The sequence below is a fragment of the Catenuloplanes indicus genome, from assembly GCF_030813715.1.
Classification (GTDB): domain Bacteria; phylum Actinomycetota; class Actinomycetes; order Mycobacteriales; family Micromonosporaceae; genus Catenuloplanes; species Catenuloplanes indicus.
Genome location: NZ_JAUSUZ010000001.1, coordinates 2,211,575 through 2,234,931, shown reverse-complemented (window position 1 = coordinate 2,234,931; position 23,357 = coordinate 2,211,575). Strand labels below are relative to the sequence as shown.

Here is a 23,357-nt window from a genome sequence, read left to right as displayed (position 1 = left end):
GTGCGTGTGCGTGTTGCGGTCGCCCGGGGCGGCCGGCCTGCTCCGGCACGCCCGGCACGGGACGTTCCGCGCCGTCGGCGCGGACTACCGGCGGTGCTGCCGCCGCAGCTCGTCGAGCAGGTCGACGAGCTCCAGCCGGTCCGGGACGTCCGCCCGGCCGTGCGCGAGCGCGTCGAGTGCGCTGTGTATCGTCGCGTGCTCGTCCGCGGTGATGTCCAGCCGGTGCCAGGCCCGGTCGGCGGAGGGAATGCCCCCGTCGCGCAGTCGCGTGGCGAACGCCCTGGCCAGGTCCGCGTCCATGCCGGTCCGCACCGTCCACTCCTCGTCGCCGAGGCTCGCCACGGCGCGGCCGATGACGTCGGCCAGCAGCCGGAACAGGCGCTGGTCCGCGTCGAGGCGGACGCCGGCCGGCGTGACGCGGACCGCGCTGCGGACGACCGGGACCTCGTCCCACGCGTTCCGGGGTCCACCCGGCTTGATGCCTTCGTGCGGCTCCGGCCAGCCGCGGGTCAGGTGCGGCGCGGTCGTGCCGTCCGGGCCGGTCGCGCCGGGGTCGGCGCCGGCGAGCAGCAGCGTGGCGACGACGCGCTGCTCGCCGCGCTCGGCTGCGTGCATCAGCGCGGTCCGGCCGTGCCGGTCCCGGGCGTCCACCGCGGCTCCGGCCGTCAGCAGCACGTCCACCTGGGCGTGGTCGCCGCGGCGGGCGGCGACGACGATCGCCGGTGCGCCGTCGGAACGCCGCTGGTCCGGATTCGCGCCGTGTGCGAGGAGCAGGCGCAGTACCGCCGGCGGTACGTGCGGCAGCATCACCGCGGTGAGCAGCGGCTCCTCCTCGCCCGGTGCCGGCGCCGCCCCCGCCTCCAGCAGCAGCCGCAGCACCGCCAGGTGCGCCGGCCCGGACCGGTGCGACGTGACGGACACGGCCGTGGTGAGCACGCTTCCACGGCCGGCCGGCTCCACCGTGAGCGCGCCGTGCCGTAGGAGAGAGCGCACGATGTCCGCAAGCCCGTATGCCACGGCGACGCGCAGCGGCGTCGCACCGCGCGGCCGGATCGCCTCGACGCGGGCACCCGCCCGCAGCAGCCGGTCGACGATCTCGCCGTTCCCGCGGTGGGCGGCCACGGCCAGCACCGATGACCGGAACCGGTCATACCCGGCATCCGGGTCGGCGCCGTCCGCGAGCGCCTTCTCGACGGCGGCCCCGTCATCGCGGTGGACCGCCTCGACCAGCCGCTGGTCGGCATCCTGACCCATGTCGTCTCCGATCGGCGCCACGGCGTGTGGCGCGGTATGCGGCGCCGCGACGTGCGGCGCGGTGGCGGGGGTGCGGCGTGCCGGGACGTGCGGGGTGGCCGCGGGTGGGTGGCGCGCGGTTCTCGCGGTGCGGCACGGCATCGGGGCAACGCCGTCGCGCGGCCGGAGCGTAGCGGAAGCGGTGCCGCCGGCGCCCGGCCGCTGGACGCGGAGCGGCCGCACCCGGCACGCAGAAGACGCCGCGGCCGCCGCCGCGCGGCTTGACCGTACCCACCCTGATGTTGTCGGGGTAGGAACTGCCGACCCGGCCGTTGCGGTTGGCCATCCGGAACGCGGCGTAACCGGTGCCGGTGCCGGCGTTCTCCGCGTCCACCGTGCCGACCGTCGCGTTGATCGTCTGGTTGAGCAGCAGGCCCGACTCGCCGACGTTGCGGGCGGTGACGGAGCCGGCGGTGAGGCCGTCCACGCCGTAGGTCTCCACCGCGTGCGAGGCGGCACCGGAGACGTACGCGCTGTCCAGCCGCACGTTGCGGGTCCACTGCGAGGTGTCGCCACGGTTGTCGACGCGCACGCCGAGACCGCCGGACAGCGGCGGCGGGCCGGTGTGGAGGCCGTGCGCGTGGGCGTACGCGCGGCGGTGACGTCGGGAGCCATGTGGGGACTGCCTTTCTCCGGGGAACCTTGAAACGATACATCGAAGTTTCTAAATGACCACTCTCTCGTTTCCGTCATGTCAAGCGTGGTGGCGGTATGACGTGATCGGTATGAATAAAGCCGGGAGAGCGTGTTCCGCACGCCTTTGCGCCGCCTGATGATCAGAGCCATCGATGTTCTGACCGAGGAGGCACATTGAGATCAGCCCTCGCGCTGGCCGGCGTCACCCTGCTGGCCGGCAGCGGTCTCGCGGTCGTCGCCACGAGCGCGTCCGCCGCCCCCGCACCCGATCCGTCCGCCGGCGCGTCCCGCGCGCTCGTCACGCACGCCGCCGCGATCAAGGGGTCGGCGCGGGACCGTTACACGGTCTACAGCAGCAAGACCGACCGGACCGGCGGCGCGGTCGTCCGGTACACCCGCACCTACGCCGGCCTGCGCGTCTCCGGCGGCGATGTGATAATCCGGACCGACGCGCGCGGCGACTACACCGGCAGTTCCGCGGGCCTGGCCGCGCCGCTCACGCTCGGTACCACGCCGGCGGTGACCGCGGGGCGGGCGAAGCAGGCCGCGATCGACGCGTTCGAGGGCACGGTCCGCGAGACCGCGGCGCCGGAGCTGTTCGTCGACGCCAGCGACGGCACCGGGCGGCTGGCCTGGGAGACCGTGCTGACCGGATTCGGCGCGGACGGCCAGACGCCGTCCCGGCTGCACGTGATCACGGATGCCCGCACCGGCGCCGGGATCCGCTCGTTCGACGAGTTCAAGACCGTGACCGGCGAGGGACACGGCGTCTACTCGGGCGAGGTGGAGATCGACACCACGCAGTCCGGGTCCACGTTCAGCATGATCGACCCGGAGCGGGGCAACGGCCGGACCTGCGACATGAACAACACCACCGGCGGTACGTGCGTGACGTTCACCGACGCGGACAACGTCTGGGGCGACGGCACCCAGTCGAACCGGCAGTCCGCGGGCGTGGACGCGCACATCGGCGCGGCCACCACGTTCGACTACTTCCTGGAGGTGCACGGCCGCAACGGCATCTTCGGCGACGGCCGCGGCGTGCCCTCGCTCGTGCACTACGGGAACAACTACGCGAACGCGGGCTGGGACGGCCAGCAGATGATCTACGGCGACGGCCAGGGCAACGCGCGCCCGCTGGTCTCGCTGGACGTGGCCGGCCACGAGATGTCGCACGGCGTGACGGAGAACGTGGTGCCCGGCGACCTCACCTATGCCGGTGAGTCCGGCGGCCTGAACGAGGCGACCAGCGACATCTTCGGCAACATGGTGGAGTTCTACGCGAACACGCCGGGCGACCCGGGCGACTACGACATCGGCGAGATGGTCGACATCCGGGGCAACGGCACGCCGCTGCGGTACATGTACAACCCGCCGCTGGACGGCGCCTCGCACGGCTGCTGGTCGACCGGCACCGCGGGCATCAACGTGCACTACTCGTCCGGCGTGGCGAACCACTTCTACTTCAACCTGGCCGAGGGCAGCGGCGTCACGCCGTACGGCACGTCGCCGGTGTGCGGCTCCGCGCCCGCGGTGACCGGCATCGGGCGTACCAAGGCGGAGCAGATCTGGTTCCGCGCGCTCGACGTCTACTTCGTGTCCAACACGCGGTACGTCAACCCGGCCACGCCGTCGAACACCGCGCGGGCGTACACGCTCTCCGCGGCCGCGGACCTCTACGGCTTCTGCGGCACCGAGTACCGGGCCGTGCAGGCGGCCTGGACCTCGGTCAACGTGGCCGGGCCGGACGCGGACAACTGCGTGACGAACAACTTCACGGTCGCGCTGGACCCGGCCGCGGTCACCGCCGACCCGGGCGGCTCCGCCACCACGACGATCAACACCACGGACGTCGCGGGTACGCCGGAGGAGGTCGTCCTCTCCGCCGGTGCGCTGCCGGCCGGCGTCACCGTGTCGTTCAGCGCGGCCTCGGTCCCGGCCGGCGGATCGGCCGAGGTGACGGTGAACGTGTCGGACACGGCGGGCAGCGGCACGTACCCGATCACGATCGTCGGCACCTCGCCCTCGGTCGCGCGCAGCGCGACGCTGAGCCTGACCGTCGGCGTCCTGCCCGGCTGCTCCGCGTCCGTGGTGGCCGGCCTGCCGGTGCTGGACAACAGCACGGTGGAGAGCCGGATCGCGATCAGCGGCTGCGCGGCCACGCCGTCCACGGCCGCGCAGGTCGGCGTGGACATCACGCACACCTGGAAGGGTGACCTGATCGTCACGCTGCTCGCGCCGGACGGCACCGCGTACGTGCTGCACGACCGCACCGGCGGCAGCACGGACGACATCGTGGCGACGTTCCCGGTGAACCTGTCCGCGGAGACCGCGAACGGCACCTGGACGCTGCGGGTCCGGGACGCGGCCAACGGCGACACCGGCCGGCTGAATCGCTGGTCACTGACCCTCTGATCATTATTCCGGGATGAGCGGCCGGTAACCCCTTGTCGGGTTACCGGCCGTTTCCGCAGCGATGTGAACACTTGTTGTAATCTTGCGGCAGCTGAGCGTGTGATCGATCATGGGAGCGGGCGCAGGTGACGATCGGGGCGGAGGCGCGTCGGGCCGACGACACGCTCCTCGCCGTACTCGACGCCCACGAGGGCCGCTCCGTCGTCGACCCGCGCGCGGTGCTCGGCCCCGCTATCGAGGCCCGCCGCGTCGCCGAGCAACTCGGCGACGAGGAGTCCGCCCGCCGCGCCATCCTGCTGCACGCGGACGTGCTGCTCCGCGGCGGCCGGCTGGCCGAGGGCGGCCGGATGGCGCAGCAGGTGCTGGCCTGGGCCGAGCAACACGACCGCCCGTTCCTGCGCGCCCGCGCCCACCGCGAGCTGGCGCTCTTCCACCGCCTGGTCGGCGAGTTCTCCGACGCGCTCGGGCACGCGGTGCAGTGCGTCGCCGGGCTGGAGGGCGTGCCGGCCGGCACCCGTGCGCAGCACCTGATGATGCTGGCTGTCTCGCTCGACGACAACGGGCGCTTCGCGGACAGCGACCGGTACTACCGCACGATCCTGGAGATCGCGGCCGAGGTCCGGGACCACGCGCTCACACTGCGCGTGCTCAACAACATGGCCTACAACGCGTACGAGACCGGCGACGAACCGGAGGCGATCGCGCTCGCCGAACTGCTGCGCCAGGCCGGCGCGCGGTACGGCCAGCCGCTCGCGGCGAAGGAACGCGACACGGTCGCGCGCGTGGAGATGATGAGCGGTCGGTACGCGGCCGTGGAGGAGACGCTGGCCGGCGCGCTGACCGGCGCGATGCCCGACCACGACGGCGACGGCACCGCGGAATGCCTGCTCACACTGGCCGAGGCACGCCGGCTGGACGACCGGTACGACGACGCGCAGGTCGCGCTGGACCACGCGGTCGCGCTCTGCGACGCGAACGGGCTCGCGGGCGTGCGTGCGCAGGCCCGGCAGGAACAGGCCGCGCTGTACGCCGCCGCGGGCCGGTTCCGCGAGGCGTACGAGGAGCACCGGATCTTCCACGCCGAGTCCACCGCGCTCTACCGGGAACGGCAGCAGGCCCGCGCGTTCGCGCTGCAGGCGCTGTTCGAGGCGGACGAGGCCCGGCGTGCCACCGAGCACTTCCGCGAGATGGCCCACCGGGACGCGCTGACCGGCCTCTACAACCGGCGGTACGTGGACGAGCGGCTGCCCGCGCTGCTGGCCTCGGCCGCCGGGCCGCTCTCGATCGCGTTGATCGACCTTGATCACTTCAAACGGATCAACGACACGCTCTCGCACGCCACCGGCGACACCGTGCTCCAGCAGATCGCCCTGCTGCTGACCGAGGCGGCGTCCGGTCCCGACGCCGGCTCCGGCTTCGCGGCCCGGCTCGGTGGCGAGGAGTTCGTGCTGGTCATGCCGGGTACGCCGGCCGGGGCCGCGGGCCGGCGGGCGGAGCGGCTGCGGCGGCGGGTGCGTGCGCACGCGTGGGCGCCACTGACCGGCGTGCTGCCGGTCACCACCAGCATCGGCGTCGCGACCACCGTGGACGGCCGCACCACGATGGCCGCGCTGCTGGCCGAGGCGGACCGCCACCTCTACGCCGCGAAGCGCGCCGGCCGGGACCGCGTCGTCGCCTGACCCACTCCTTTGTGTACCCGCGATCACCCCTATCGGTGTCGATAAACCGACTTGGTGATCCCAAAGGCTGAATGAGGCCGGAATGAGACTTTCTCACCTCAAATTTCCGGCGATTATGAGCCTCATGATGGCACTGTTCTATCGGTCAATTCCACGCATTGTCGCGGCGATCTCGATCACCGCGGCCGGCGGTCTCGCGGCGGGCACGCCCGCGGCCGCGCACAGTGGACAATGCGCACGCCGCCAGGTCACGGTCACGTTGACCGCGGAGCGCGAGGCGCCTCGCTACCGAATCATGACGTGGCTCTGCACGCCGAAACGGCCGACCCCGGTGGTGCAGGTTCTGATGTCGGGATTCACCTACGATCACCATTACTGGACCGTGGCGAGTCCGGGCCGGCGATCATATGTCCAATCCGCGCTCGCCGCCGGACATGCCGTTCTCTACATCGATCGAATAGGAGTCGGCGGCAGTGACCGCCCACCCGCGGACGCCGTGAACGCGGACACCGAGGCGCACGTGGCCCACCAGCTGGTGCAGCGGCTGCGCAAGGACCGGTACCGCACCGTCGTCGCGGTCGGCCACTCGTACGGCTCGCTGATCTGGGCCGCCGAGTCGTACCGCTACGACGACGTCGACGCGCTGGTGCTCAGCGGCTACCTGCACGGCACGCACGTGCCCACCCAGCTGCTGATCCGCGCCCACCTGCAACAGGCCGAGGGCTCGCCACCCGGCTACCTCACCCAGGCGCCGAACTTCCGCCGCCGCGCCTACCTGCACCCGCCCGGCGTCACCGGCCAGATGACCGAACTCGACGAACGCCTGCGCACCACCGGCACGACCGGCGAGCTGACATCGCTGAAGAACCTGGCCGACCCGACGTACACCGGCCGCATCCGCCGTCCGGTGCTGCTCCAGATCGGCGTCCAGGACCTGCTCTTCTGCAACCCGCTGACCGGCCTGCCCTGCGGTTCCCCGGCCGACCTGTGCCACCGCGAGAAAGCGCTGTATCCACGGGCGCCGCTCTCCGCCACGGTCCAGCGCGACACCGGCCACTCCATCCTGCTCCACCGCTCCGCCCAGTCCGCCACCGCCACCGCGCTGGCCTGGATCGACCACACGGTCCGCCGGGCCCCGCACCCGCGTGCGGTGCTCGACTGCCGCTAGACATCCGTCCGCCCCGGCCCCCGTCGCCGCCACAGTCGACGGGGGCCGCCTCGCGGCTGTGCGCGAGGGGTCGGCGTTCCGATGTGTAGGGCGCCCTCACTGCCGCACCTTGAAAGAGTGCCCGAAATCCAGTGATACGGAGTGTCGCCGTGATTGCGGCCCGCGTGGCCTGCATGGCCTGATCCATCAGTCAGTTGTACGGAAGTGGATCCACCAGCGAAGTGGGTCCACTTCAGAAGCCGGTGTCACCGACGCACGGCTCACCATCTGCGGATCAGGCCGTGAATCCCGCGGGGCCGCGCCCCGGAGCCCTCGGCCCTGACCGCGCACCGGCGCCTGGTCCGCCAGCCCGGCGGTTCGGTAGCGATGAACCGCTTCCTGCCTTAATCTTCTTACCGGCGTTGTACCCACGCTCCTCGGACACCCGCGTGGGGGTGACGAGAAATAGAGCCGATCCTGGCCATCGGTGAACCACCCGGTCCCGGCGCCTGCCCGGACCGGACGATTCGCCGACGGTCAGCTCACGGTGGCGCGGCTCTGTCTGGCCCAGTCGAGGACCCACTGCGGGGCTGGCCGGTCGCTGATGTCGACGTTCAGTGCGGCGGCGACCTCCAGGAGCGGCACCTGTCCGCCGGAGCGCTTCATGATGCGGGCGGCGACGATGCCGACGGCCGCGGTCTCGTCGCCGGTGCGGAAACGCTGCTCCACGTAGACGGCGCGGTCGTCGTAGCCGAGGATGGTCGTCTCCAGCAGGAAGCGGGCGCCGGGGAGCAGTGAGCGGCGGAAGCTGATCGTCTGGGCGGCGACGATCGGGTACCAGCCGCGAGGCTTGAGCACGTCCAGCGCTCCGGAGCGACGCAGCAGGTCGAAGCGGCCCAGGTCCATGTACGCGAGGTACCGGCTGTTGTTCATGTGCCGGGCCATGTCCAGGTCGCTCGGCCGCACCCGGAATGACTTCCGCGCGGGGTCGTGCAGGCCGAAGGCCGGCGTTTTCGGCCCACGCCGGGTTGCCCACAGCCAGTCGATCATCATTCGCATACCGGGAAGGACGAGCGTTTCGGTGCCGAAGTTCAGTTCAGCTGACCGGGAATCCGTTCTCCAGGTAGACCGACGTGCCTTCGGCGCGGGCCCGGGCCGCAGCGGTGATCCGGCGGGCGAGCAGGGCCGAGAGGCGGGTGGCGGCCTCGGCCGGGGTGCTCCAGGCCCAGCTGCGCAGCTCGTCCGCGGGGACCCGGACGGCGGCGATCTGCGCGGGGGTGAGGAGACCGCCGTCGAAGACCAGGTGCAGGCCCTCGGTCCGGCCGGGGCGCGGCGGCGTCCAGTCGGTGACCAGCAGCCGGCCGGGTGTGACGGTGAGGCCGAGCTCCTCGTGGATCTCCCGGGCCGCGGCCGCGTGCGGGGACTCGCCGGTCTCGACCGTGCCGCCGGGGATCTCCCAGTACGGCTTGTAGGTCGGCTCGACCAGCAGGACGCGGCCCCGCTCGTCCGGGAGGAGCAGGCCCGCGCTCATCCGTTTGCGCGGCAGCGTGGCGGTGAAGTCCTCGGTCATCGACACAGACTAATTGCCGATCTTCACGACGGGGGGACGGCGGCATCCGGCAGGTGAGATCGTCTTCTGCCGGGGTAATGCGGCTCCATGAGCAGACTCCGGCGCAGCCGGCTGGACCGGCCGGGCATCAGCCGCAGGCGGCAGGGGACCGGTTTCAGCTACCGGGACGAGCGCGGCCGGCCGGTCCGGGATCCGGACACGCTGCGCCGGATCCGGGCGCTGGTCATCCCGCCGGCCTGGAAGGACGTGTGGATCTCGACGGATCCGCGCGGCCACGTGCAGGCCACCGGCATCGACGACGCGGGGCGCAAGCAGTACCGGTACCACGACGAGTGGCGGACCGCGCGGGACGCGAAGAAGTTCGACCGGGTGCTGGAGGCGGCCCGGCACCTGCCCGGCGTGCGGGCCAAGGTGCGCCGCGACCTGACCGGCGGCCAGGGGCTGAACCGGGAGCGGGTGCTGGCCGCGAGCGTGCGCATGCTGGACCTGGGGCTGTTCCGGGTCGGCGGCGAGCAGTACGCGGCGCGCGACGAGGACCCGTCGTTCGGGCTGTCCACGCTCCGGGCCGACCATCTGACCATCCAGAACGGCGCGGCGACGCTGTGCTTCCCCGGCAAGTCCGGCGTCGAGCACTGCGTCACGATCTCCGATCACCTGGTCAACACGGTGCTGACCCGGTTGAAGAAGCGCCGGCACGGCGACGAGCGGCTGCTGGCCTACTGGGAGCCGGACGCGCGCCGCTGGGTCGAGGTCTCCGCCGAGTCGATCAACGCGTACCTGCGGGAGGTCAGCCGGCGCCGGATGACCGCGAAGGACTTCCGCACCTGGCACGGCACGGTCGAGGCGGCGGCGGCACTGGCCGAGAGCGGTCAGCAGCCGACCAGGGCGAAGCGGCGCCGGGTGATCTCGCGCGCGATGAAACACGTGGCGGAGGCGCTCGGCAACACCCCGGCGGTGGCCCGCGCCTCCTACGTCGATCCGCGCATCGTCGCGCACTACGAGAACGGCGGCGAGATCAAGACGGGCAGCGAGCGCGAGGTGCGCGAACTTCTCGAACATTAGGATCATTTTCCCGCTTCCGGCGAGGTCGAGTCCCGCACGCTCCCGCGGGCACCGGTCGGCCGCGGGCGGCCTCCCTGTCTGTTGCGCGGGTGGTCGCGCACCACCTCGAGGCGCCCTCGGCGGGCGTGCGGAGGGCGCCTCGGCGTGGGCGTTCGTCACCAGCCGGACGGCGGCGCCTCGATGTGCACGGCCTTGGTCACGGTCATCTCGTCGAGCAGCTCCGGGCCGTACCCGAAGCCGTGTCCGCTGCTCTTGCGCGGGTGGGCCGCGCCGCCGGGAGCGCCGCCGAAGACGGCGTTGACCTTGACGGTGCCGGCCGGGAGCTCCCGCCAGGCGCGCTGCGCGTGCGACATCGACGGCGTCAGCACGGTCGCGGCCAGCCCGTACGGTGAGTCCGCGGCCCGCTTCAGCGCCTCGTCGAACGACTCGACCACCATCACGGGCGCGACCGGCCCGAACGTCTCCTCGCGCATCACCGCCATCTCGTCCGTGCACCCCGCCAGCACGGTCGGCGGGTAGAACGCGCCCGGCCCGTCCGGCACCGCGCCGCCGGTCAGCGCCCGCGCGCCGGCCTCGATCGCGGCGCTGACCTGCGCGTGCACGCCGTCGCGGAGCCGCGTGTCGACCAGCGGGCCGATCCTCGCGGCCCACGCGCGCGCCTCGGCGGCCAGCGCGTCCAGGAACGCGTCGGCCACCTCCCGATGCACGTAGATCCGCTCGACCGCGACGCAGATCTGCCCGGAGTTCGCGAACGCGCCGGTCGCGGCCTGCCCGGCGGCCCAGGCCGGGTCGACACCGGCGTCCACGATCAGCGGGTCGCTGCCGCCGTTCTCCAGCAGCGCCTTCGCGCCGGTCCGGGCGCACGCGGCCGCGATCGACCGGCCGGTCGCGGTGGAGCCGACGTGCGCGACCACGTCCACCTCCGCCGCGGCCAGCGCGGCACCGACCGGACCGTCGCCGTTGACCAGCGACAGCACGCCGTCCGGGAGGTGCGGCGCGAGCAGCTCGGCCAGCCGGTGACCGGTCGCCGGCGTACGCTCGCTGGGCTTGTGCACGACCGTGTTGCCGGTGACCAGCGCGGCGCCGAGCAGCCCGCAGGCGACCGCGACCGGATCGTTCCACGGCGTGATCACCGCGACCACGCCGCGCGGCCCGAACGCCATCAGGTCGATCGCGCCGTCGTCCCCGGCCAGCGCGCGGCCGCGGTGCACCGGGCCGAGCTCCGCGTACTGCCGCAGCGTGCCCACGCCGGCCTCGATCGAGCCGGCGGCCTCGCCGGCCGGTTTGCCCATCTCCGCGTGCATCAGCGCGGCGAGCTCGCCGGTCGCGCGCTCCACCGCGTCCGCGGCGGCCCGCAGCGCGGCGGCCCGGCCCGCCGCGGAGGTGCCCGCCCAGCCCGGCGCGGCCTGCCGTGCGGCGCGCACCGCGGCGAGCACGTCCGCGTCCGAGGAGACCGGCACGGTGCTGACCGGCGCCCCGGTCGAAGGATCAAAAACGGTCACGGTACGGCCGGAGCCGCCCTCACTCCAGCTTCCGGCGATGAGCTGTCGCACGAGATTCATCGCGCATGCTTTCCCAGGAGCAATTACCTGAAACCGCCCCGTTTGAGACCTATCAGTGCAGGTGGAGGCCCTGGAGAGGGAATTTCAGAGAAGTCGGTGATCTTGCGAATACTCCGGCACTTGTAGGGAATCCGGCCCTTCATGCGAGTCCTGGGAATCAATGCGATCTTCCATGATCCGGCCGCGGCCCTGATCGTCGACGGCCGCGTGGTCGCAGCCGCCGAGGAGGAGCGGTTCAGCCGGCGCAAGCACGGCAAGCGCCCGGTCCCGTTCTCCGCCTGGGAGCTGCCCGAACTCTCCGCAGCCTGGTGTCTGGAGTCGGCCGGTCTGACCCCGGGCGACATCGACGCCGTCGCCTACTCCTTCGACCCCGCGCTGACCACGGACGCGGAGAGCCTCGGCCTCCGCGACCCGTGGGACCACCTGCGCGTCGACTACGCGCGCCGGGCGCCGCAGTTCCTCGCCGCCGCGCTGCCCGGGCTCGACCCGGACCGGGTGCGCTTCGTGCCGCACCACGTGGCGCACGCCGCCTCCGCCGGGCTCTCCGTGCCGGAGGACAGCGCGGTGCTGGTGCTGGACGGCCGCGGCGAGAGCGCCAGCCACCTCGCCGGTGTCTATCGCGACGGCGAGCTGACCACGCTCGCGGCGCAGCGGCTGCCGCACTCGCTCGGCCTGCTCTACGAGGACCTCACCCGGCACCTGGGCTTCCTGCACTCCAGCGACGAGTACAAGGTGATGGCGCTCGCCTCCTACGGCACGCCGCGCCACCTCGGCCTGTTCCGCGAGCTGGTGCACGCGGACGGCGAGGGCGGCTTCCGGGTCGAGCGGATCGACTGGAACGCGCTGGCCAAGGCGCGCACCGCGGACGGCGAGATGACCGCGGAGCACGCCGACCTGGCCGCGACCGTGCAGGCCCGGCTCGAGGAGGTGCTGCTCGACCTGGCCCGCTGGACGTACGACGCGGCCGGCGGCCCGGCCACGCTCACCATGGCCGGTGGCACCGCGCTCAACTGCGTCGCCAACGCGCGGCTCGCCGCGGAGGGCCCGTTCCAGCGGGTCTGGGTGCAGCCGGCCGCCGGTGACGCCGGGACCGCGCTCGGCGCCGCGCTCGCGATCGCCCGCCCGTCCGGGCCGGTGGCGCCGTTCACCGGCGCCGACCTGGGCCGCGGCTGGTCCGACGACGAGCTGGAGGCGGAGCTGCGCCGGGCCGCGCTGCCGTACACCCGGCCGGAGTCCATCGCGGCCGAGGCCGCGCGGGTGCTGGCCGGCAACGGCATCGTCGCCTGGTTCCAGGGCCGCAGCGAGTACGGCCCGCGCGCGCTCGGCCACCGGTCGCTGCTGGCCCACCCCGGCGACCCGGAGACGCAGACGCGGATGAACGACGTGAAGGGCCGCGAGCAGTTCCGGCCGATCGCGCCGATGGTCCGCGCGGAGCGGTTCGCGGACATCTTCGACGGCGTCTACCCCAGCCCGTACATGCTGTTCGTGCACCGGGTGAAGCCGGAGTGGAAGGACCGCATCCCGGCCGTCACGCACGTCGACGGCACCGCCCGGGTGCAGACCGTGCACACCGAGACCGAGCCGCGCGTGGCCGAGATGCTGGCCGAGTTCGAACGCCTCACCGGCCTGCCCGTCGTGATCAACACCTCGCTGAACACGGCCGGCCGCCCGATGGTCGACACACCGCGCGAGGCGATGGAACTCTTCGGCTCCGCCCCGGTCGATCTGCTGGCGCTGGGCCCGTTCGCGGTCCATCGCTCATCCGCGTTCGGGACCACCCGATGACCGGCATCTCCATCGTCATCCCCACGCTCGGCCGGCCCACCCTCACCACGCTGCTGTCCACGCTGGCCACCCAGCTTCCGGGGCACGCGGCCGCCCCGGTCCCCGGGACGACGCCCGCACCCGCCGGAACCACCGGCGGCGCCGCGGCTGCCGAAGCCCCGGCGGGCTTGAACGCGTCCGCGGACGCCGGGAGCGCTGTGGGCGCCGGCAGCGTCGCGGCGGCCGGTGCGGCAGCTGCCGTGGCCGAGGGGATGTCCGGCGCGGGGAAGACCGCCATCGTCGGGCGCACGCCGCCGCCGGAGCGGACCGGACTCCACGGCCGGACCGTGCTCGCCGGTCGGACGCCGCCCGCCGGCCGCACCGGTCCGGGTGCTTCCGCCGGCGGCTCTGCGACGCCGGTCGAGATCCTGGTGGTCGACGACCGGGCGGACACCGCCGAGCCGCTGGAGCTGCCCGCCGGGCTGGACGCGAAGGTGCTGGCCGGGCGCGGGGCCGGACCGGCCGCGGCGCGGAACGCGGGCTGGCGGGCGGCGAGCCACGAATGGGTGGCGTTCCTGGACGACGACGTGGTGCCGGAGCCGGGCTGGCTCGCCGCGCTGATCGGCGATCTCGCCGGGGCGCCCGCGCGGGCCGGCGGCGTCCAGGGCAGGCTGCGTGTGCCGCTGCCGGCCGGCCGACGGCCGACCGACTGGGAACGCGGGACCGCCGCGCTCGCGGACGGCAAGTGGATCACGGCGGACATGGCGTACCGGCGTGCGGTTCTGGAGGTGTGCCAGGGTTTCGACGAGCGGTTGCCGCGCGCGTTCCGGGAGGACGCGGAACTGGCGTTCCGGGTGCGGCAAGCCGGCTGGGACCTGGTCCGCGGCGGTCGCACGGTGACCCACCCGGTGCGCGCCGAGGATCGCTGGGTCAGCGTCCGCCAGCAGCGCGGCAACGCGGACGACGCGCTGCTGCGCCGGCTCTACGGACCGGACTGGCGGCATCTGCTGGATATTCCGCCGGGCCGCCGCGCCCGGCACGCGGCCGTGACCGCGGCCGGTGCGCTGACGCTGCTCGCGCTCGCCGCCCGCCGCCCCCGCGTGGCCGCGCTCACCGGCGCGCTCTGGGCGGCCGGCACCGCGGAGTTCGCCGCGGCCCGCGTCATGCCCGGCCCGCGTACCCCACGCGAGATCACCACGATGCTGCTGACCAGCGCGGCCATCCCGCCGGTCGCGATCACCTGGTGGCTGCGCGGCTGGACCCGCTGGCGCGGCGCCGACCGGCTGGAGAGCGCGCGGTGACGGATCTTTACGACGCCGTCCTGTTCGACCGGGACGGCACGCTCGTGGTGGACGTGCCGTACAACGGTGATCCGGAGCTGGTGCGGCCGATGCCCGGTGCCCGTGCGGCGCTGGACCGGCTGCGTGCGGCCGGGCTGCGGCTGGGTGTGGTGACGAACCAGTCCGGGCTGGCCCGCGGGCGGTTCACCCGGGCGCAGCTGGACGCCGTGCACGCGCGGGTGGAGGAGCTGCTCGGGCCGTTCGGCACGTGGCAGATCTGCCCGCACGACGACCGGGCCGGCTGCCGCTGCCGCAAGCCCGCGCCCGGCATGATCGTCGACGCTGCGGCCGCGCTCGGCACCGACCCGCGACGCTGCGTGATGGTCGGCGACATCGGCCGGGACATGCGGGCCGCCGCGGCCGCCGGTGCCGCCGGCGTGCTGATCCCGACCGAGGTCACGCTCGCACCGGAGATCGCGGCCGCGCCCGCGGTCGCGGACACGATCGAGGCCGCGGCCGCGCTGATCCTGGACCGGATCGCGTCGGTCACCCCGACGGAGACTCGAAAAGCCGGAAAAGTCCTGGTGGTACGCGCGGACTCGGCCGGCGACGTGCTGGTCACCGGCCCGGCGATCCGCGCGGTCGCGGCGCACGCGGACGAGGTCGTGCTGCTCTGCGGCCCGCGCGGCCGGGACGCGGCCGCGCTGCTGCCCGGCGTCGGCCGGATCGTCGAGGCCCGCCTGCCGTGGATCGTCCCGGACCCGGAACCGGTCGACGCCGCGCTGGTCACCGGCCTGACCGCCACGCTCACCGCGATCGCCGCGGACGAGGCCGTGATCTTCACGTCGTTCCACCAGAACGCGCTGCCGCTGGCCCTGCTGCTGCGCGCGGCCGGCGTCACCCGGATCACCGCGATCAGTGAGGACTACCCGGGTTCGCTGCTGGACGTGCGGCACCGCGGCGTCCCGGCCGGTGTCCCGGAGCCGGAGCGGGCCCGCTCGATCGCGGCCGCCGCCGGTTTCCCGCTGCCCCCGGACGACGACGGCGCGCTGCGCGTCGCCGTCCCGAACGCCAGTGCCGCCGGGTTGTCACCGGCCGCCGGATCGTCACCCGCACGGCCGAGTGCCGCTCCCGCCGCTGGGCCGGTGCCCGCGCGGCCGAGCGCCACGCCTGCTGCCGGGTCGCCGACCGTACGGCCGGTCACCACGCCCGCCGTCGTGCGGTCGGCCGGTGAGCCAGGCCTCGCGCGTCTCGTCCCGGCCGGCGACGGAACCGGACCGGCCCCGGGCGGCTACGTCGTGGTCCATCCCGGCGCGTCCGTGCCGGCCCGGTCCTGCCCGCCCGAGGTGATGCGGGAGATCACCGCGGCGCTGGTCGCGGACGGCCACGACGTGCGGATCACCGGCGGGGCGGGGGAGCGCGACCTGGCCGCGTTCGTGGCCGGCACCGGGGCCACCGTGGTGGAGCCGACCGACCTCGCCGGTCTGGCCAGCCTGCTGTCCGGTGCCGGCTGTGCCGTGGTCGCGAACACCGGGCCCGCGCACCTGGCCGCCGCGGTCGGCACGCCGGTGGTCAGCCTGTTCGCGCCGACCGTCCCGTACGGCCAGTGGGGCCCCTATCGCGTGCCGCACGTGCGGCTCGGCGACGCGGCCGCGGCCTGCCGGGACACCCGGGCGACGCGCTGCCCGGTGGCCGGGCACCCGTGCCTGTCCACGATCACGCCGGCCGAGGTGCTGGCCGCCGTGCGCACGCTCATGCCGCATCACACGATCAGGGAGATGGCCGCGTGAACATTCTGTTCTGGCACGTGCACGGCTCCTGGGCGACCGCGTTCGTCCAGGGGAAACACCGCTACCTGGTGCCGGTCAACGACGCGCGGGACGAGTGGGGGCGGGGCCGGGCGCGCACGTTCCCGTGGCCGGAGACGGTCGAGGAGGTCGACGTCGCGTCGCTGCGCCCGGACGACGTGGACGTGATCGTGCTGCAGCGCCCGGCGGAACTGGACCGGATCGCGCACCTCGGCCGGAAGCCGAAGATCTTCCTGGAGCACAACACGCCCAAGGGGAACGTGCCGGACACCCGGCACCCGATGGCGGACCGGGACGACCTCACGATCGTGCACGTCACCCACTTCAACGACCTGTTCTGGGACGCGGGCGGCACCCGTACCCACGTGATCGAGCACGGCGTGGTGCCACCGGCCGTGCGCTGGACCGGCGAGCTGGAACGCCTGGCCGTGGTCACGAACGAGCCGGTGCGCCGGAACCGGGTGACCGGCACCGACCTGTACCACCGGTTCACGCCGGTCGCGCCGCTGGACGTCTACGGCATGGGCGTGGCCGGTCTGCGCCTGGACCGGGTGTTCACGCACGACGACCCGCCGCAGGCCGCGATGCACGAGCAGATCGCGCACCGCCGGGCCTACCTGCACCTGTGCCGGTGGACGTCGCTCGGGCTGAGCCTGATCGAGGCGATGCAGATCGGCATGCCGGTGCTCGCGCTGGCCACCACCGAGGCGGTCGCGGCCGTGCCGGCCGACGCCGGTGTGCTCGCCACCCGGGTGGACACGCTGGTCGAGGCCGCGCAGTGGCTGATCGACGACCCCGACGCCGCCCGCCGGATGGGTGCGGCCGCACGGCAATCCGCCCTGGCCCGGTACGGCCTGGACCGCTTTCTCGCCGACTGGGACCGACTCCTGGAGGAACACACATGCGCGTAGCGATGATCTCCGAACACGCCAGCCCGCTCGCCGCGCTCGGCGGGGTGGACGCGGGCGGCCAGAACACGCACGTGGCCGCGCTCGCGGCCGAGCTGGCCGGGCAGGGGCACGAGGTGCGCGTCTACACCCGGCGCGACGACCCGGGCACGCCGGAGCGGGTGACGGTGCGCGGTTTCGAGGTGGTGCACGTGCCCGCCGGGCCGCCGTCCGTGCTGCCCAAGGACGACCTGCTGCCGCACATGGGCGCGTTCGCGGAGTGGATGGCCGCGGACTGGCGGGCGACCGGCCTGCCGGACGTGGCGCACGCGCACTTCTGGATGAGCGGGCTGGCCGCGGTCACCGCGAGCCGGGCCTGCGGGGTGCCGGTGGTGCAGACGTACCACGCGCTCGGCACGGTGAAGCGCCGGCACCAGGGCGCGGCGGACACCAGCCCGGCGCACCGCACCGCGTACGAACGGCAGCTCGGCCGGGTCGTGGACCGGGTGATCGTGCAGTGCCGCGACGAGGAGCACGAGCTGGCCTCGATGGGCGTGCCCCGGGAGCGGACGAGTCTCGTCCCGTCCGGTGTGGACGCTACGCGGTTCCGGCCGGACGGCCCGGCCGCGCCGCGTGGCGAGCGCCCCCGGATCCTCACGGTCGGCCGGCTGGTCGAGCGCAAGGGCTACGCGGAGCTGATCCGCGCGCTGGCCTCGGTGCCGGACGCGGAGCTGGTCATCGCGGGCGGCCCAGCCCGGGACCGGCTGATGGCGGATCCGTACGCGCGCCGGCTGCACGAACTGGCCCGCGCTGCCGGTGTGTCCGGCCGGGTGCGGCTCACCGGCGCGATCGCACCGGCCGAGATGCCCCGCTGGTACCGGTCCGCGGACGTGCTGGCGGCCGCGCCCTGGTACGAACCGTTCGGCTTGACGCCGCTGGAGGCGATGGCGTGCGGCGTGCCGGTGGTGGCGACCGCGGTCGGCGGCCTCACCGACACCGTGGTCGACCGGGTCACCGGCGAGCTGGTGCCGCCGCGCGATCCGGGCGCGCTCGCGGCCGCGCTGCGCCGGCTGCTCGGCGACGACGTGCGCCGGATCTCCTACGGCGCGGCCGCGCTCGACCGGGCGCGGAGCGTCTACGGCTGGCCGGCGATCGCGGCCCGGATCGCGGACGTCTACGCGTCGGTCGCGCGGGTGCGAGAGGCGGTCGCGTGATGGATCCGCTGGACACCCACCTGAGCGGCCTGCAGGCCGCGCTTCCCGAGTTCCGCACGCTCGCGTCCGCGACACTGCCGCGCTGGGGTGAGCTGCTGGCCCGCCACCTCGGCACCGGCGGGCGGCTGCTGGTCGCCGGCAACGGCGGCAGTGCGGCCGAGGCCCAGCACCTGGCGGCCGAGCTGGTCGGGCGGCTGCGTGACGAACGGCAGCCGCTGTCCGCGATCGCGCTCACGCCGGACTCGTCCGCGATCACCGCGATCAGCAACGACTACGGGTACGAGGAGGTCTTCGCCCGCCAGGTCCGCGCGCACGGCCGCCCCGGCGACGTGCTGATGCTGATGTCCACCAGCGGGCGCAGCCCGAACCTGGTCGCGGCCGCGCACGCGGCCCGGGAGGCGGGCGTGCGCACCTGGGCGCTGACCGGCCAGAAACCGAACCCGCTGTCCCGCGCCTGCGACGAGACGCTGGCCTGCCCGTCCCCGGACTCACAGGTCGTGCAGGAGCTGCACCTGGTCTCGGTGCACCTGCTCTGCGAATACGTGGACCTGGCGCTGCCCATGGTCGTGGACGCTCTCGAGGAGGCGCTGGCCCGATGACGGACGAGAATCGGGATCTGCTGGTCATCGTGGGTGACACGCTGCTGGACCGGGACGTGGACGGCAGCGTGCGCCGGATCGCGCCGGACGCGCCCGCGCCGGTGCTGGACGAGGAGTCCACCACCGACCGCCCGGGCGGTGCCGGGCTGGCCGCGCTGCTCGCGGCCAGCACCGGCATCGACGTCGCGCTGGTCACCGCGCTCGCGTCGGACCCGGCCGCGGCCCGGGTGGTCGAGCTGCTCACCGCGGCCGGGATCGAGGTTTACGCGCTGCCGTCGGCCGTGCCCACGCCGGAGAAGATCCGGCTGCGCGCCGACGGGCAGGTGCTGGTCCGGCTGGACCGGGGCGGCGAGCCCGCGGTGCCGGCGGACGCGCCGCGGGCCGCGCTGGACGTGATCGGCCGCGCCACCGCGATTCTGGTCTCCGACTACGGCCGGGGCGTGGCCCGCCAGCCGGCCGTGCGGAGGGCGCTGGAGCAGACGCGCGCGCCGATCGTCTGGGATCCGCATCCGCGCGGCCCGGCCCCGGTGCCGAACGTGCGGCTGGTCACGCCGAACGCGGCCGAGGCACGCGCGATGTCCGGTGACGCCGGCGGCGGGACCGCGCTGGCCGCGGCGGAGCGGGCCGGGTTCGCGCTGAAGCGGCACTGGCGGGCCGGTGCGGTCGCGGTGACCGTGGGCGCGGCCGGTGCGGTGCTCTGCCACGGTGGCTCGACGCCGCTGGTGCTGCCCGCGCCGGACGTGCCGGACGGGGACACCTGCGGCGCGGGCGACCGGTTCGCGTCCACGGCCGCGCTGGCACTGGCCCGCGGCGCGCTGGTCTCCGAGGCGGTCCGCGAGGCGGTGAACGCGGCGTCCGCGTACGTGGCGGCCGGTGGTGCCGCGGGAGCGATCGCGCCCGTGCCGCCGGAGCGGACGACGGACGCCGGCGCGATCGCGGACCGGGTGCGGGCCCGGGGCGGCACGGTCGTCGCGACCGGTGGCTGCTTCGACCTGCTGCACGCCGGTCACCTGGCGACGCTGCGCGCGGCCCGCAAACTCGGCGACTGCCTGATCGTCTGCCTCAACTCCGACGCCAGCGTGTCCGCGCTCAAGGGCCCGGACCGGCCGCTCACCGCGCAGCAGGACCGGGCCGCGTTGCTGGCCGCGCTCGACTGCGTGGACGCCGTGGTGATCTTCGACGAGCCGACGCCGGAGGCCGTGCTCACCTGGCTGCGGCCGGACGTCTGGGTCAAGGGCGGCGACTACTCCGGCGACGCCGAGCTGCCGGAGTCCGCGCTGGTCCGGCGCTGGGGCGGCCGGACCGTCATCGTGCCGTACCTCAGCGGCCGCTCCACCACGTCCACCATCGAAACGATCTCAGCGCTCAGTAGGGGATGAACATGGATGCAGTCATCGTCACCGGCGGATCGAGCGGCCTGGGTGCCGCCGTCGTGGACGCCGTCGCCAAGGCCGGTGGGCGTCCGCTGGTCATCGACCGTCAGGCGCCCGCGGACGGCGTCGAGTGGATCGAGTGCGACCTGGCCGACACACGCGCGGCCGAGGCGGCCACCCGGGAGCTGATCGAGCGGGCCGGCGGCAGCCTGGACGGCGTGGTCACCGCGGCCGGCTTCGACGTGCCGGGCGCGCTGCGGGACGTGCCGGGCGACGTCTGGGACCGGATCGTCATGGTCGACCTGCTGGCCACGGCCGCGGTGATCCGGGCCGCGCTGCCGGCGCTGGAGGCGTCGCACGGCGGCGTCGTCACGATCTCGTCCACGCTCGGGATCAAGGCGGTCAGCGACGCGACCGCGTACTGCGCGGCGAAGTTCGGCGTGGTCGGCTTCACCCGGGCGCTCGCGGCCGAGCTGGCCGGCACGGTCGGCGTCACGCTGGTCATCCCGGGCGGGATGCGGACGAAGTTCTTCGACGAGCGGGACGAGCGGTACAAGCCGGGACCGGACGCGGTGCTCAACGACCCGGCGAACGTGGCGGACGCGATCCTGTTCGCGCTCCGGCAGCCGGCCGGGTCCGCGGTCCGCGAGCTGGTCATCGCGGCCGAGCGGGAGAGCTCGTACCCGTGATCCTGGTGCTTCGCGCGCTCGGCGTGGGCGATCTCGCCACCGGCGTGCCCGCGCTGCGCGCGCTGCGGGCCGCGTTCCCGTCCACGGAACTCGCGCTGGCCGCACCCACCTGGCTGACGCCGCTGATCGACCTGATCGGCGGCGTCGACCGGGTGGTGCCGTGCGCCGGGCTGGACGCGCCGCTGCCGCCGCTGCCGGGCGTCGCACTCGCGGTCAACCTGCACGGCCGGGGGCCGCAGAGCCATCAGGCCCTGCTGGCGGTACGGCCGGGAAAGCTCTGGGCGTTCGCACACCCGGACTTCCCCGGCGGTCCGGACTGGCCGGACGACGTGCACGAGGTGACGCGCTGGGCCCGGCTGCTGCGCTTCCACGGCGTGCCGGTGGATGAAACCGATCTTGATCTTCGGCCGCCGCCGGTGGAGGTGCCGCACGGCGTGACGATCGTCCACCCCGGTGCGAAGTCACCGTCCCGGCGGTGGCCGGCCGACCGGTACGCGGAGGTGGCCCGCGCGCTGGCCGCGGACGGGCACCGGGTCATGGTGACCGGGTCGGCGGCCGAGCGGGACCTCGCGCTGGAGATCGCCGGCCGGGCCGGGCTGGGGCCGCAGTCGGTACCGGAGACCGGGCTGGCCGAGCTGGCCGGGCTGATCGCGCACGCCCGGCTGCTGGTCAGCGGCGACACCGGCGTGGCGCACCTGGCGACCGCGTTCGGCACGCCGTCGGTCACGCTGTTCGGCCCGATGCCGCCGAGCCGCTGGGGCCCGCCGCCGGACCGGCCCCGGCACCGCGCGATCTGGCACGGTGTGCGCGTGGAACGGGGTGATTCGCCCGATCCCGGCGTCCACCCGGCGCTGCTGAAGGTCACCGTGGCGGAGGTGCTTCGCGAGACTCACCCCATCGTGCACGTGTGACGGGGGTAATGTCGGCCTTCAGGGGAGGTCGGCTCGTGGACACGCCGCAGCGTATGGAGGTCGTCACCCACGATCGGGACGTGGTGGCCGACGCGGTCAACCGGATCATCCGGCACCGGGCCCGAGTCTCGTTCGCGGACGCGGACGTCACGGATCTCGCGGTCCGGTCGGTCGCCTACCGGGAGTTCGGTGCGTTCCGGGTGCGGCTGACCGGCGTCCGCTACGGCGCGGACGTGCCGCCGATGCCGATGGTGACCGCCGGGGTGATCGCCGGTGGCAAGGCGCAGATCCGGATCGGCCGGCAGGAGCTGCTGCTGGGCAGCGGCGACGGCGTGGTCTACCCGGAGGGCATCGTGTCCGGCGGCGAGTACGGCGACACCACCATGATGTTCGTCCAGCTACCGCTCGGCTGCGTCGCCGCGGTCGCCGGTGAGCCGGGCCTGCGCTTCGATTCGTTCACGCCGGTGAACGCGGAGCTGCGCCGGCACTGGGCCGAGACCACCGGCTACCTGGTGCGGCAGCTCACCGCGCCCGGGCCGGCGCTGCCGCCGCTGCTCGTCGACCAGCTGCGCTGGCTGGCCGCCACGTCCGCGCTCGCGGTCTTCCCGAACAGCATGATGAACGCCCGGCACCGCCGCTCGCCCGGCCGGGAGCCGATGTCCGCGGTCCGGCGGGCGATCGCGTTCATGGAGGAGCACGCGGCCGAGCCGCTGACGATCATGGAGATCGCGGCCGCCACCGGCGTCGGGCCGCGCGGCCTGCAGATCGCGTTCCGCCGCCACCTGGACACCACGCCGCTGGAGTACCTGCGCCGCGTCCGGCTGGAACGGGTGCGCCAGGAACTGCGCTCCGCCGACCCGGCCGGCCGCGTCACGGTGCGCGAGGTGGCCCGCCGCTGGGGTTTCGCCAACCCCGGCCGGTTCGCCGGGCAGTACCGCGCGCTGTTCGGCGAAACGCCGGCCCGCACGCTCCGCGAGTGACGGCGACGGGCGCCCCGCCCGGAAGCGGAACGCCCGTCGCCGGATGGGAGCGGGTGGTCAGGGCTTGCTGATCGCGTCGAGCAGGTCGCCGGTCGGCTTGTCCGGGAGTGCCCGGGCCACGTCGGCCAGCGCCACCATGCCGACCAGGTCGTGACCGTCGATGACCGGGAGACGGCGGACCTGGTGCTTGCTCATGGTGCGGAGGATCTCGGTGGTGTCGTCGTCCGCGCCGATGGTGACCGGCTTGCCCTGGGCCAGGTCGCCGGCCCGGACATCGGCGGGATTGCGGCCCTGTGCGACCGCCTTCACCACGATGTCGCGGTCGGTGAGCATGCCCTTGAGGCGGTTGTCGGTGCCGCAGATCGGCAGCGCGCCGACCTCCAGCTCGGCCATCTTGCGGGCGGCGTCGGCGAGCGTCTCCTGCTCGCCCACGCAGGTGGCGTCCGGTGTCATGATCTCGCGAGCGGTGGTCATCTGGTCTCCTCTGC

General features: G+C 74.1%; 20 protein-coding genes. 14 read left to right on the top strand and 6 right to left on the bottom strand.

The window, feature by feature from the left end; genetic code table 11:
- Window positions 1–84: 84 nt before the first annotated feature.
- Window positions 85–1,254 (bottom strand): ankyrin repeat domain-containing protein, encoded by a 1,170-nt coding sequence (locus J2S42_RS10160; protein ID WP_307237900.1) that lies wholly within the window; start codon window positions 1,252–1,254, stop codon window positions 85–87.
- Entirely contained in the window at window positions 1,205–1,825 is a 621-nt protein-coding gene (locus tag J2S42_RS10155; protein ID WP_307237898.1) for a hypothetical protein, read from the bottom strand. The genes J2S42_RS10160 and J2S42_RS10155 overlap by 50 nt, the downstream gene beginning before the upstream one ends.
- A 278-nt stretch (window positions 1,826–2,103) precedes the next feature.
- Here J2S42_RS10155 and J2S42_RS10150 point away from each other — a divergent pair, with 278 nt between their 5' ends.
- The 3 genes from J2S42_RS10150 (at window position 2,104) to J2S42_RS10140 (ending at window position 7,191) form a co-directional block, all read left to right on the top strand.
- Window positions 2,104–4,344 (top strand): M4 family metallopeptidase, encoded by a 2,241-nt coding sequence (locus J2S42_RS10150; protein WP_307237896.1) that lies wholly within the window; start codon window positions 2,104–2,106, stop codon window positions 4,342–4,344.
- Between the two features lie 125 nt (window positions 4,345–4,469).
- Complete coding sequence (locus J2S42_RS10145; RefSeq protein WP_307237894.1) at window positions 4,470–6,023, top strand: tetratricopeptide repeat-containing diguanylate cyclase; 1,554 nt, start codon at window positions 4,470–4,472, stop codon at window positions 6,021–6,023.
- 124 nt (window positions 6,024–6,147) lie between these two features.
- A complete protein-coding gene (locus tag J2S42_RS10140) occupies window positions 6,148–7,191 on the top strand; it encodes an alpha/beta hydrolase (RefSeq protein ID WP_307237892.1) in 1,044 nt (347 codons plus the stop codon).
- A 516-nt stretch (window positions 7,192–7,707) separates the two neighbouring features.
- On the opposite strand, the gene J2S42_RS10135 is transcribed toward J2S42_RS10140, so the two are convergent.
- Window positions 7,708–8,229, bottom strand: coding sequence for an acyl-CoA thioesterase (locus J2S42_RS10135; protein ID WP_307237890.1), 522 nt, complete (start codon window positions 8,227–8,229; stop codon window positions 7,708–7,710).
- 37 nt (window positions 8,230–8,266) lie between these two features.
- Window positions 8,267–8,740 carry an NUDIX domain-containing protein gene (locus J2S42_RS10130; RefSeq protein WP_307237888.1) on the bottom strand — a complete coding sequence of 158 codons (474 nt, stop codon included), beginning with the start codon at window positions 8,738–8,740 and terminating at the stop codon, window positions 8,267–8,269.
- An 87-nt stretch (window positions 8,741–8,827) separates the two neighbouring features.
- Between J2S42_RS10130 and J2S42_RS10125 the strand changes: the two genes are divergently transcribed.
- Window positions 8,828–9,802, top strand: coding sequence for a DNA topoisomerase IB (locus J2S42_RS10125; RefSeq protein ID WP_307237886.1), 975 nt, complete (start codon window positions 8,828–8,830; stop codon window positions 9,800–9,802).
- A 155-nt stretch (window positions 9,803–9,957) separates the two neighbouring features.
- On the opposite strand, the gene J2S42_RS10120 is transcribed toward J2S42_RS10125, so the two are convergent.
- On the bottom strand, window positions 9,958–11,364 hold the full coding sequence (locus tag J2S42_RS10120) for an aldehyde dehydrogenase family protein (RefSeq protein WP_307237884.1): 1,407 nt from the start codon (window positions 11,362–11,364) through the stop codon (window positions 9,958–9,960).
- 141 nt (window positions 11,365–11,505) lie between these two features.
- Between J2S42_RS10120 and J2S42_RS10115 the strand changes: the two genes are divergently transcribed.
- The 10 genes from J2S42_RS10115 to J2S42_RS10070 are packed head-to-tail and all read left to right on the top strand — an operon-like array spanning window position 11,506 to window position 22,869.
- Entirely contained in the window at window positions 11,506–13,149 is a 1,644-nt protein-coding gene (locus J2S42_RS10115; RefSeq protein ID WP_307237882.1) for a carbamoyltransferase family protein, read from the top strand.
- Window positions 13,146–14,429: a glycosyltransferase family 2 protein gene (locus J2S42_RS10110; RefSeq protein ID WP_307237880.1), complete on the top strand. Its 1,284-nt coding sequence runs from the start codon at window positions 13,146–13,148 to the stop codon at window positions 14,427–14,429. The genes J2S42_RS10115 and J2S42_RS10110 overlap by 4 nt, the downstream gene beginning before the upstream one ends.
- Window positions 14,426–16,198: an HAD-IIIA family hydrolase gene (locus J2S42_RS10105; RefSeq protein WP_307237878.1), complete on the top strand. Its 1,773-nt coding sequence runs from the start codon at window positions 14,426–14,428 to the stop codon at window positions 16,196–16,198. Before J2S42_RS10110 ends, J2S42_RS10105 begins: the two co-directional genes overlap by 4 nt.
- On the top strand, window positions 16,195–17,127 hold the full coding sequence (locus J2S42_RS10100) for a glycosyltransferase (RefSeq protein WP_307237876.1): 933 nt from the start codon (window positions 16,195–16,197) through the stop codon (window positions 17,125–17,127). Before J2S42_RS10105 ends, J2S42_RS10100 begins: the two co-directional genes overlap by 4 nt.
- Window positions 17,118–18,317: a glycosyltransferase gene (locus tag J2S42_RS10095; protein ID WP_307237874.1), complete on the top strand. Its 1,200-nt coding sequence runs from the start codon at window positions 17,118–17,120 to the stop codon at window positions 18,315–18,317. Before J2S42_RS10100 ends, J2S42_RS10095 begins: the two co-directional genes overlap by 10 nt.
- Entirely contained in the window at window positions 18,317–18,916 is a 600-nt protein-coding gene (locus J2S42_RS10090) for a D-sedoheptulose-7-phosphate isomerase (RefSeq protein WP_307248679.1), read from the top strand. Before J2S42_RS10095 ends, J2S42_RS10090 begins: the two co-directional genes overlap by 1 nt.
- Window positions 18,913–20,295 carry a PfkB family carbohydrate kinase gene (locus tag J2S42_RS10085; protein ID WP_307237873.1) on the top strand — a complete coding sequence of 461 codons (1,383 nt, stop codon included), beginning with the start codon at window positions 18,913–18,915 and terminating at the stop codon, window positions 20,293–20,295. The genes J2S42_RS10090 and J2S42_RS10085 overlap by 4 nt, the downstream gene beginning before the upstream one ends.
- A gap of 2 nt (window positions 20,296–20,297) precedes the next feature.
- Window positions 20,298–20,978, top strand: a complete 681-nt coding sequence (locus J2S42_RS10080) for an SDR family oxidoreductase (protein ID WP_307237871.1) — start codon at window positions 20,298–20,300, stop codon at window positions 20,976–20,978.
- Window positions 20,975–21,889, top strand: coding sequence for a glycosyltransferase family 9 protein (locus J2S42_RS10075; protein WP_307237869.1), 915 nt, complete (start codon window positions 20,975–20,977; stop codon window positions 21,887–21,889). The genes J2S42_RS10080 and J2S42_RS10075 overlap by 4 nt, the downstream gene beginning before the upstream one ends.
- A 35-nt stretch (window positions 21,890–21,924) precedes the next feature.
- Window positions 21,925–22,869, top strand: coding sequence for an AraC family transcriptional regulator (locus J2S42_RS10070; protein WP_307237867.1), 945 nt, complete (start codon window positions 21,925–21,927; stop codon window positions 22,867–22,869).
- A 57-nt stretch (window positions 22,870–22,926) separates the two neighbouring features.
- Here the strand turns inward: J2S42_RS10070 and J2S42_RS10065 are convergent, their stop codons facing one another.
- A complete protein-coding gene (locus J2S42_RS10065) occupies window positions 22,927–23,343 on the bottom strand; it encodes a CBS domain-containing protein (RefSeq protein ID WP_307237865.1) in 417 nt (138 codons plus the stop codon).
- Window positions 23,344–23,357 lie beyond the last annotated feature (14 nt).

What these genes read in the sequence shown, in the direction of transcription:
- J2S42_RS10160 (WP_307237900.1), bottom strand. Translation starts at nt 1,254, where the DNA reads ATGGGTCAGGATGCCGACCAGCGGCTGGTCGAGGCGGTCCACCGCGAT.
- J2S42_RS10140 (WP_307237892.1), top strand. Translation starts at nt 6,148, where the DNA reads ATGATGGCACTGTTCTATCGGTCAATTCCACGCATTGTCGCGGCGATC.
- J2S42_RS10135 (WP_307237890.1), bottom strand. Translation starts at nt 8,229, where the DNA reads ATGCGAATGATGATCGACTGGCTGTGGGCAACCCGGCGTGGGCCGAAA.
- J2S42_RS10130 (WP_307237888.1), bottom strand. Translation starts at nt 8,740, where the DNA reads ATGACCGAGGACTTCACCGCCACGCTGCCGCGCAAACGGATGAGCGCG.
- J2S42_RS10125 (WP_307237886.1), top strand. Translation starts at nt 8,828, where the DNA reads ATGAGCAGACTCCGGCGCAGCCGGCTGGACCGGCCGGGCATCAGCCGC.
- J2S42_RS10120 (WP_307237884.1), bottom strand. Translation starts at nt 11,364, where the DNA reads ATGAATCTCGTGCGACAGCTCATCGCCGGAAGCTGGAGTGAGGGCGGC.
- J2S42_RS10115 (WP_307237882.1), top strand. Translation starts at nt 11,506, where the DNA reads ATGCGAGTCCTGGGAATCAATGCGATCTTCCATGATCCGGCCGCGGCC.
- J2S42_RS10110 (WP_307237880.1), top strand. Translation starts at nt 13,146, where the DNA reads ATGACCGGCATCTCCATCGTCATCCCCACGCTCGGCCGGCCCACCCTC.
- J2S42_RS10095 (WP_307237874.1), top strand. Translation starts at nt 17,118, where the DNA reads ATGCGCGTAGCGATGATCTCCGAACACGCCAGCCCGCTCGCCGCGCTC.
- J2S42_RS10090 (WP_307248679.1), top strand. Translation starts at nt 18,317, where the DNA reads ATGGATCCGCTGGACACCCACCTGAGCGGCCTGCAGGCCGCGCTTCCC.
- J2S42_RS10085 (WP_307237873.1), top strand. Translation starts at nt 18,913, where the DNA reads ATGACGGACGAGAATCGGGATCTGCTGGTCATCGTGGGTGACACGCTG.
- J2S42_RS10080 (WP_307237871.1), top strand. Translation starts at nt 20,298, where the DNA reads ATGGATGCAGTCATCGTCACCGGCGGATCGAGCGGCCTGGGTGCCGCC.
- J2S42_RS10065 (WP_307237865.1), bottom strand. Translation starts at nt 23,343, where the DNA reads ATGACCACCGCTCGCGAGATCATGACACCGGACGCCACCTGCGTGGGC.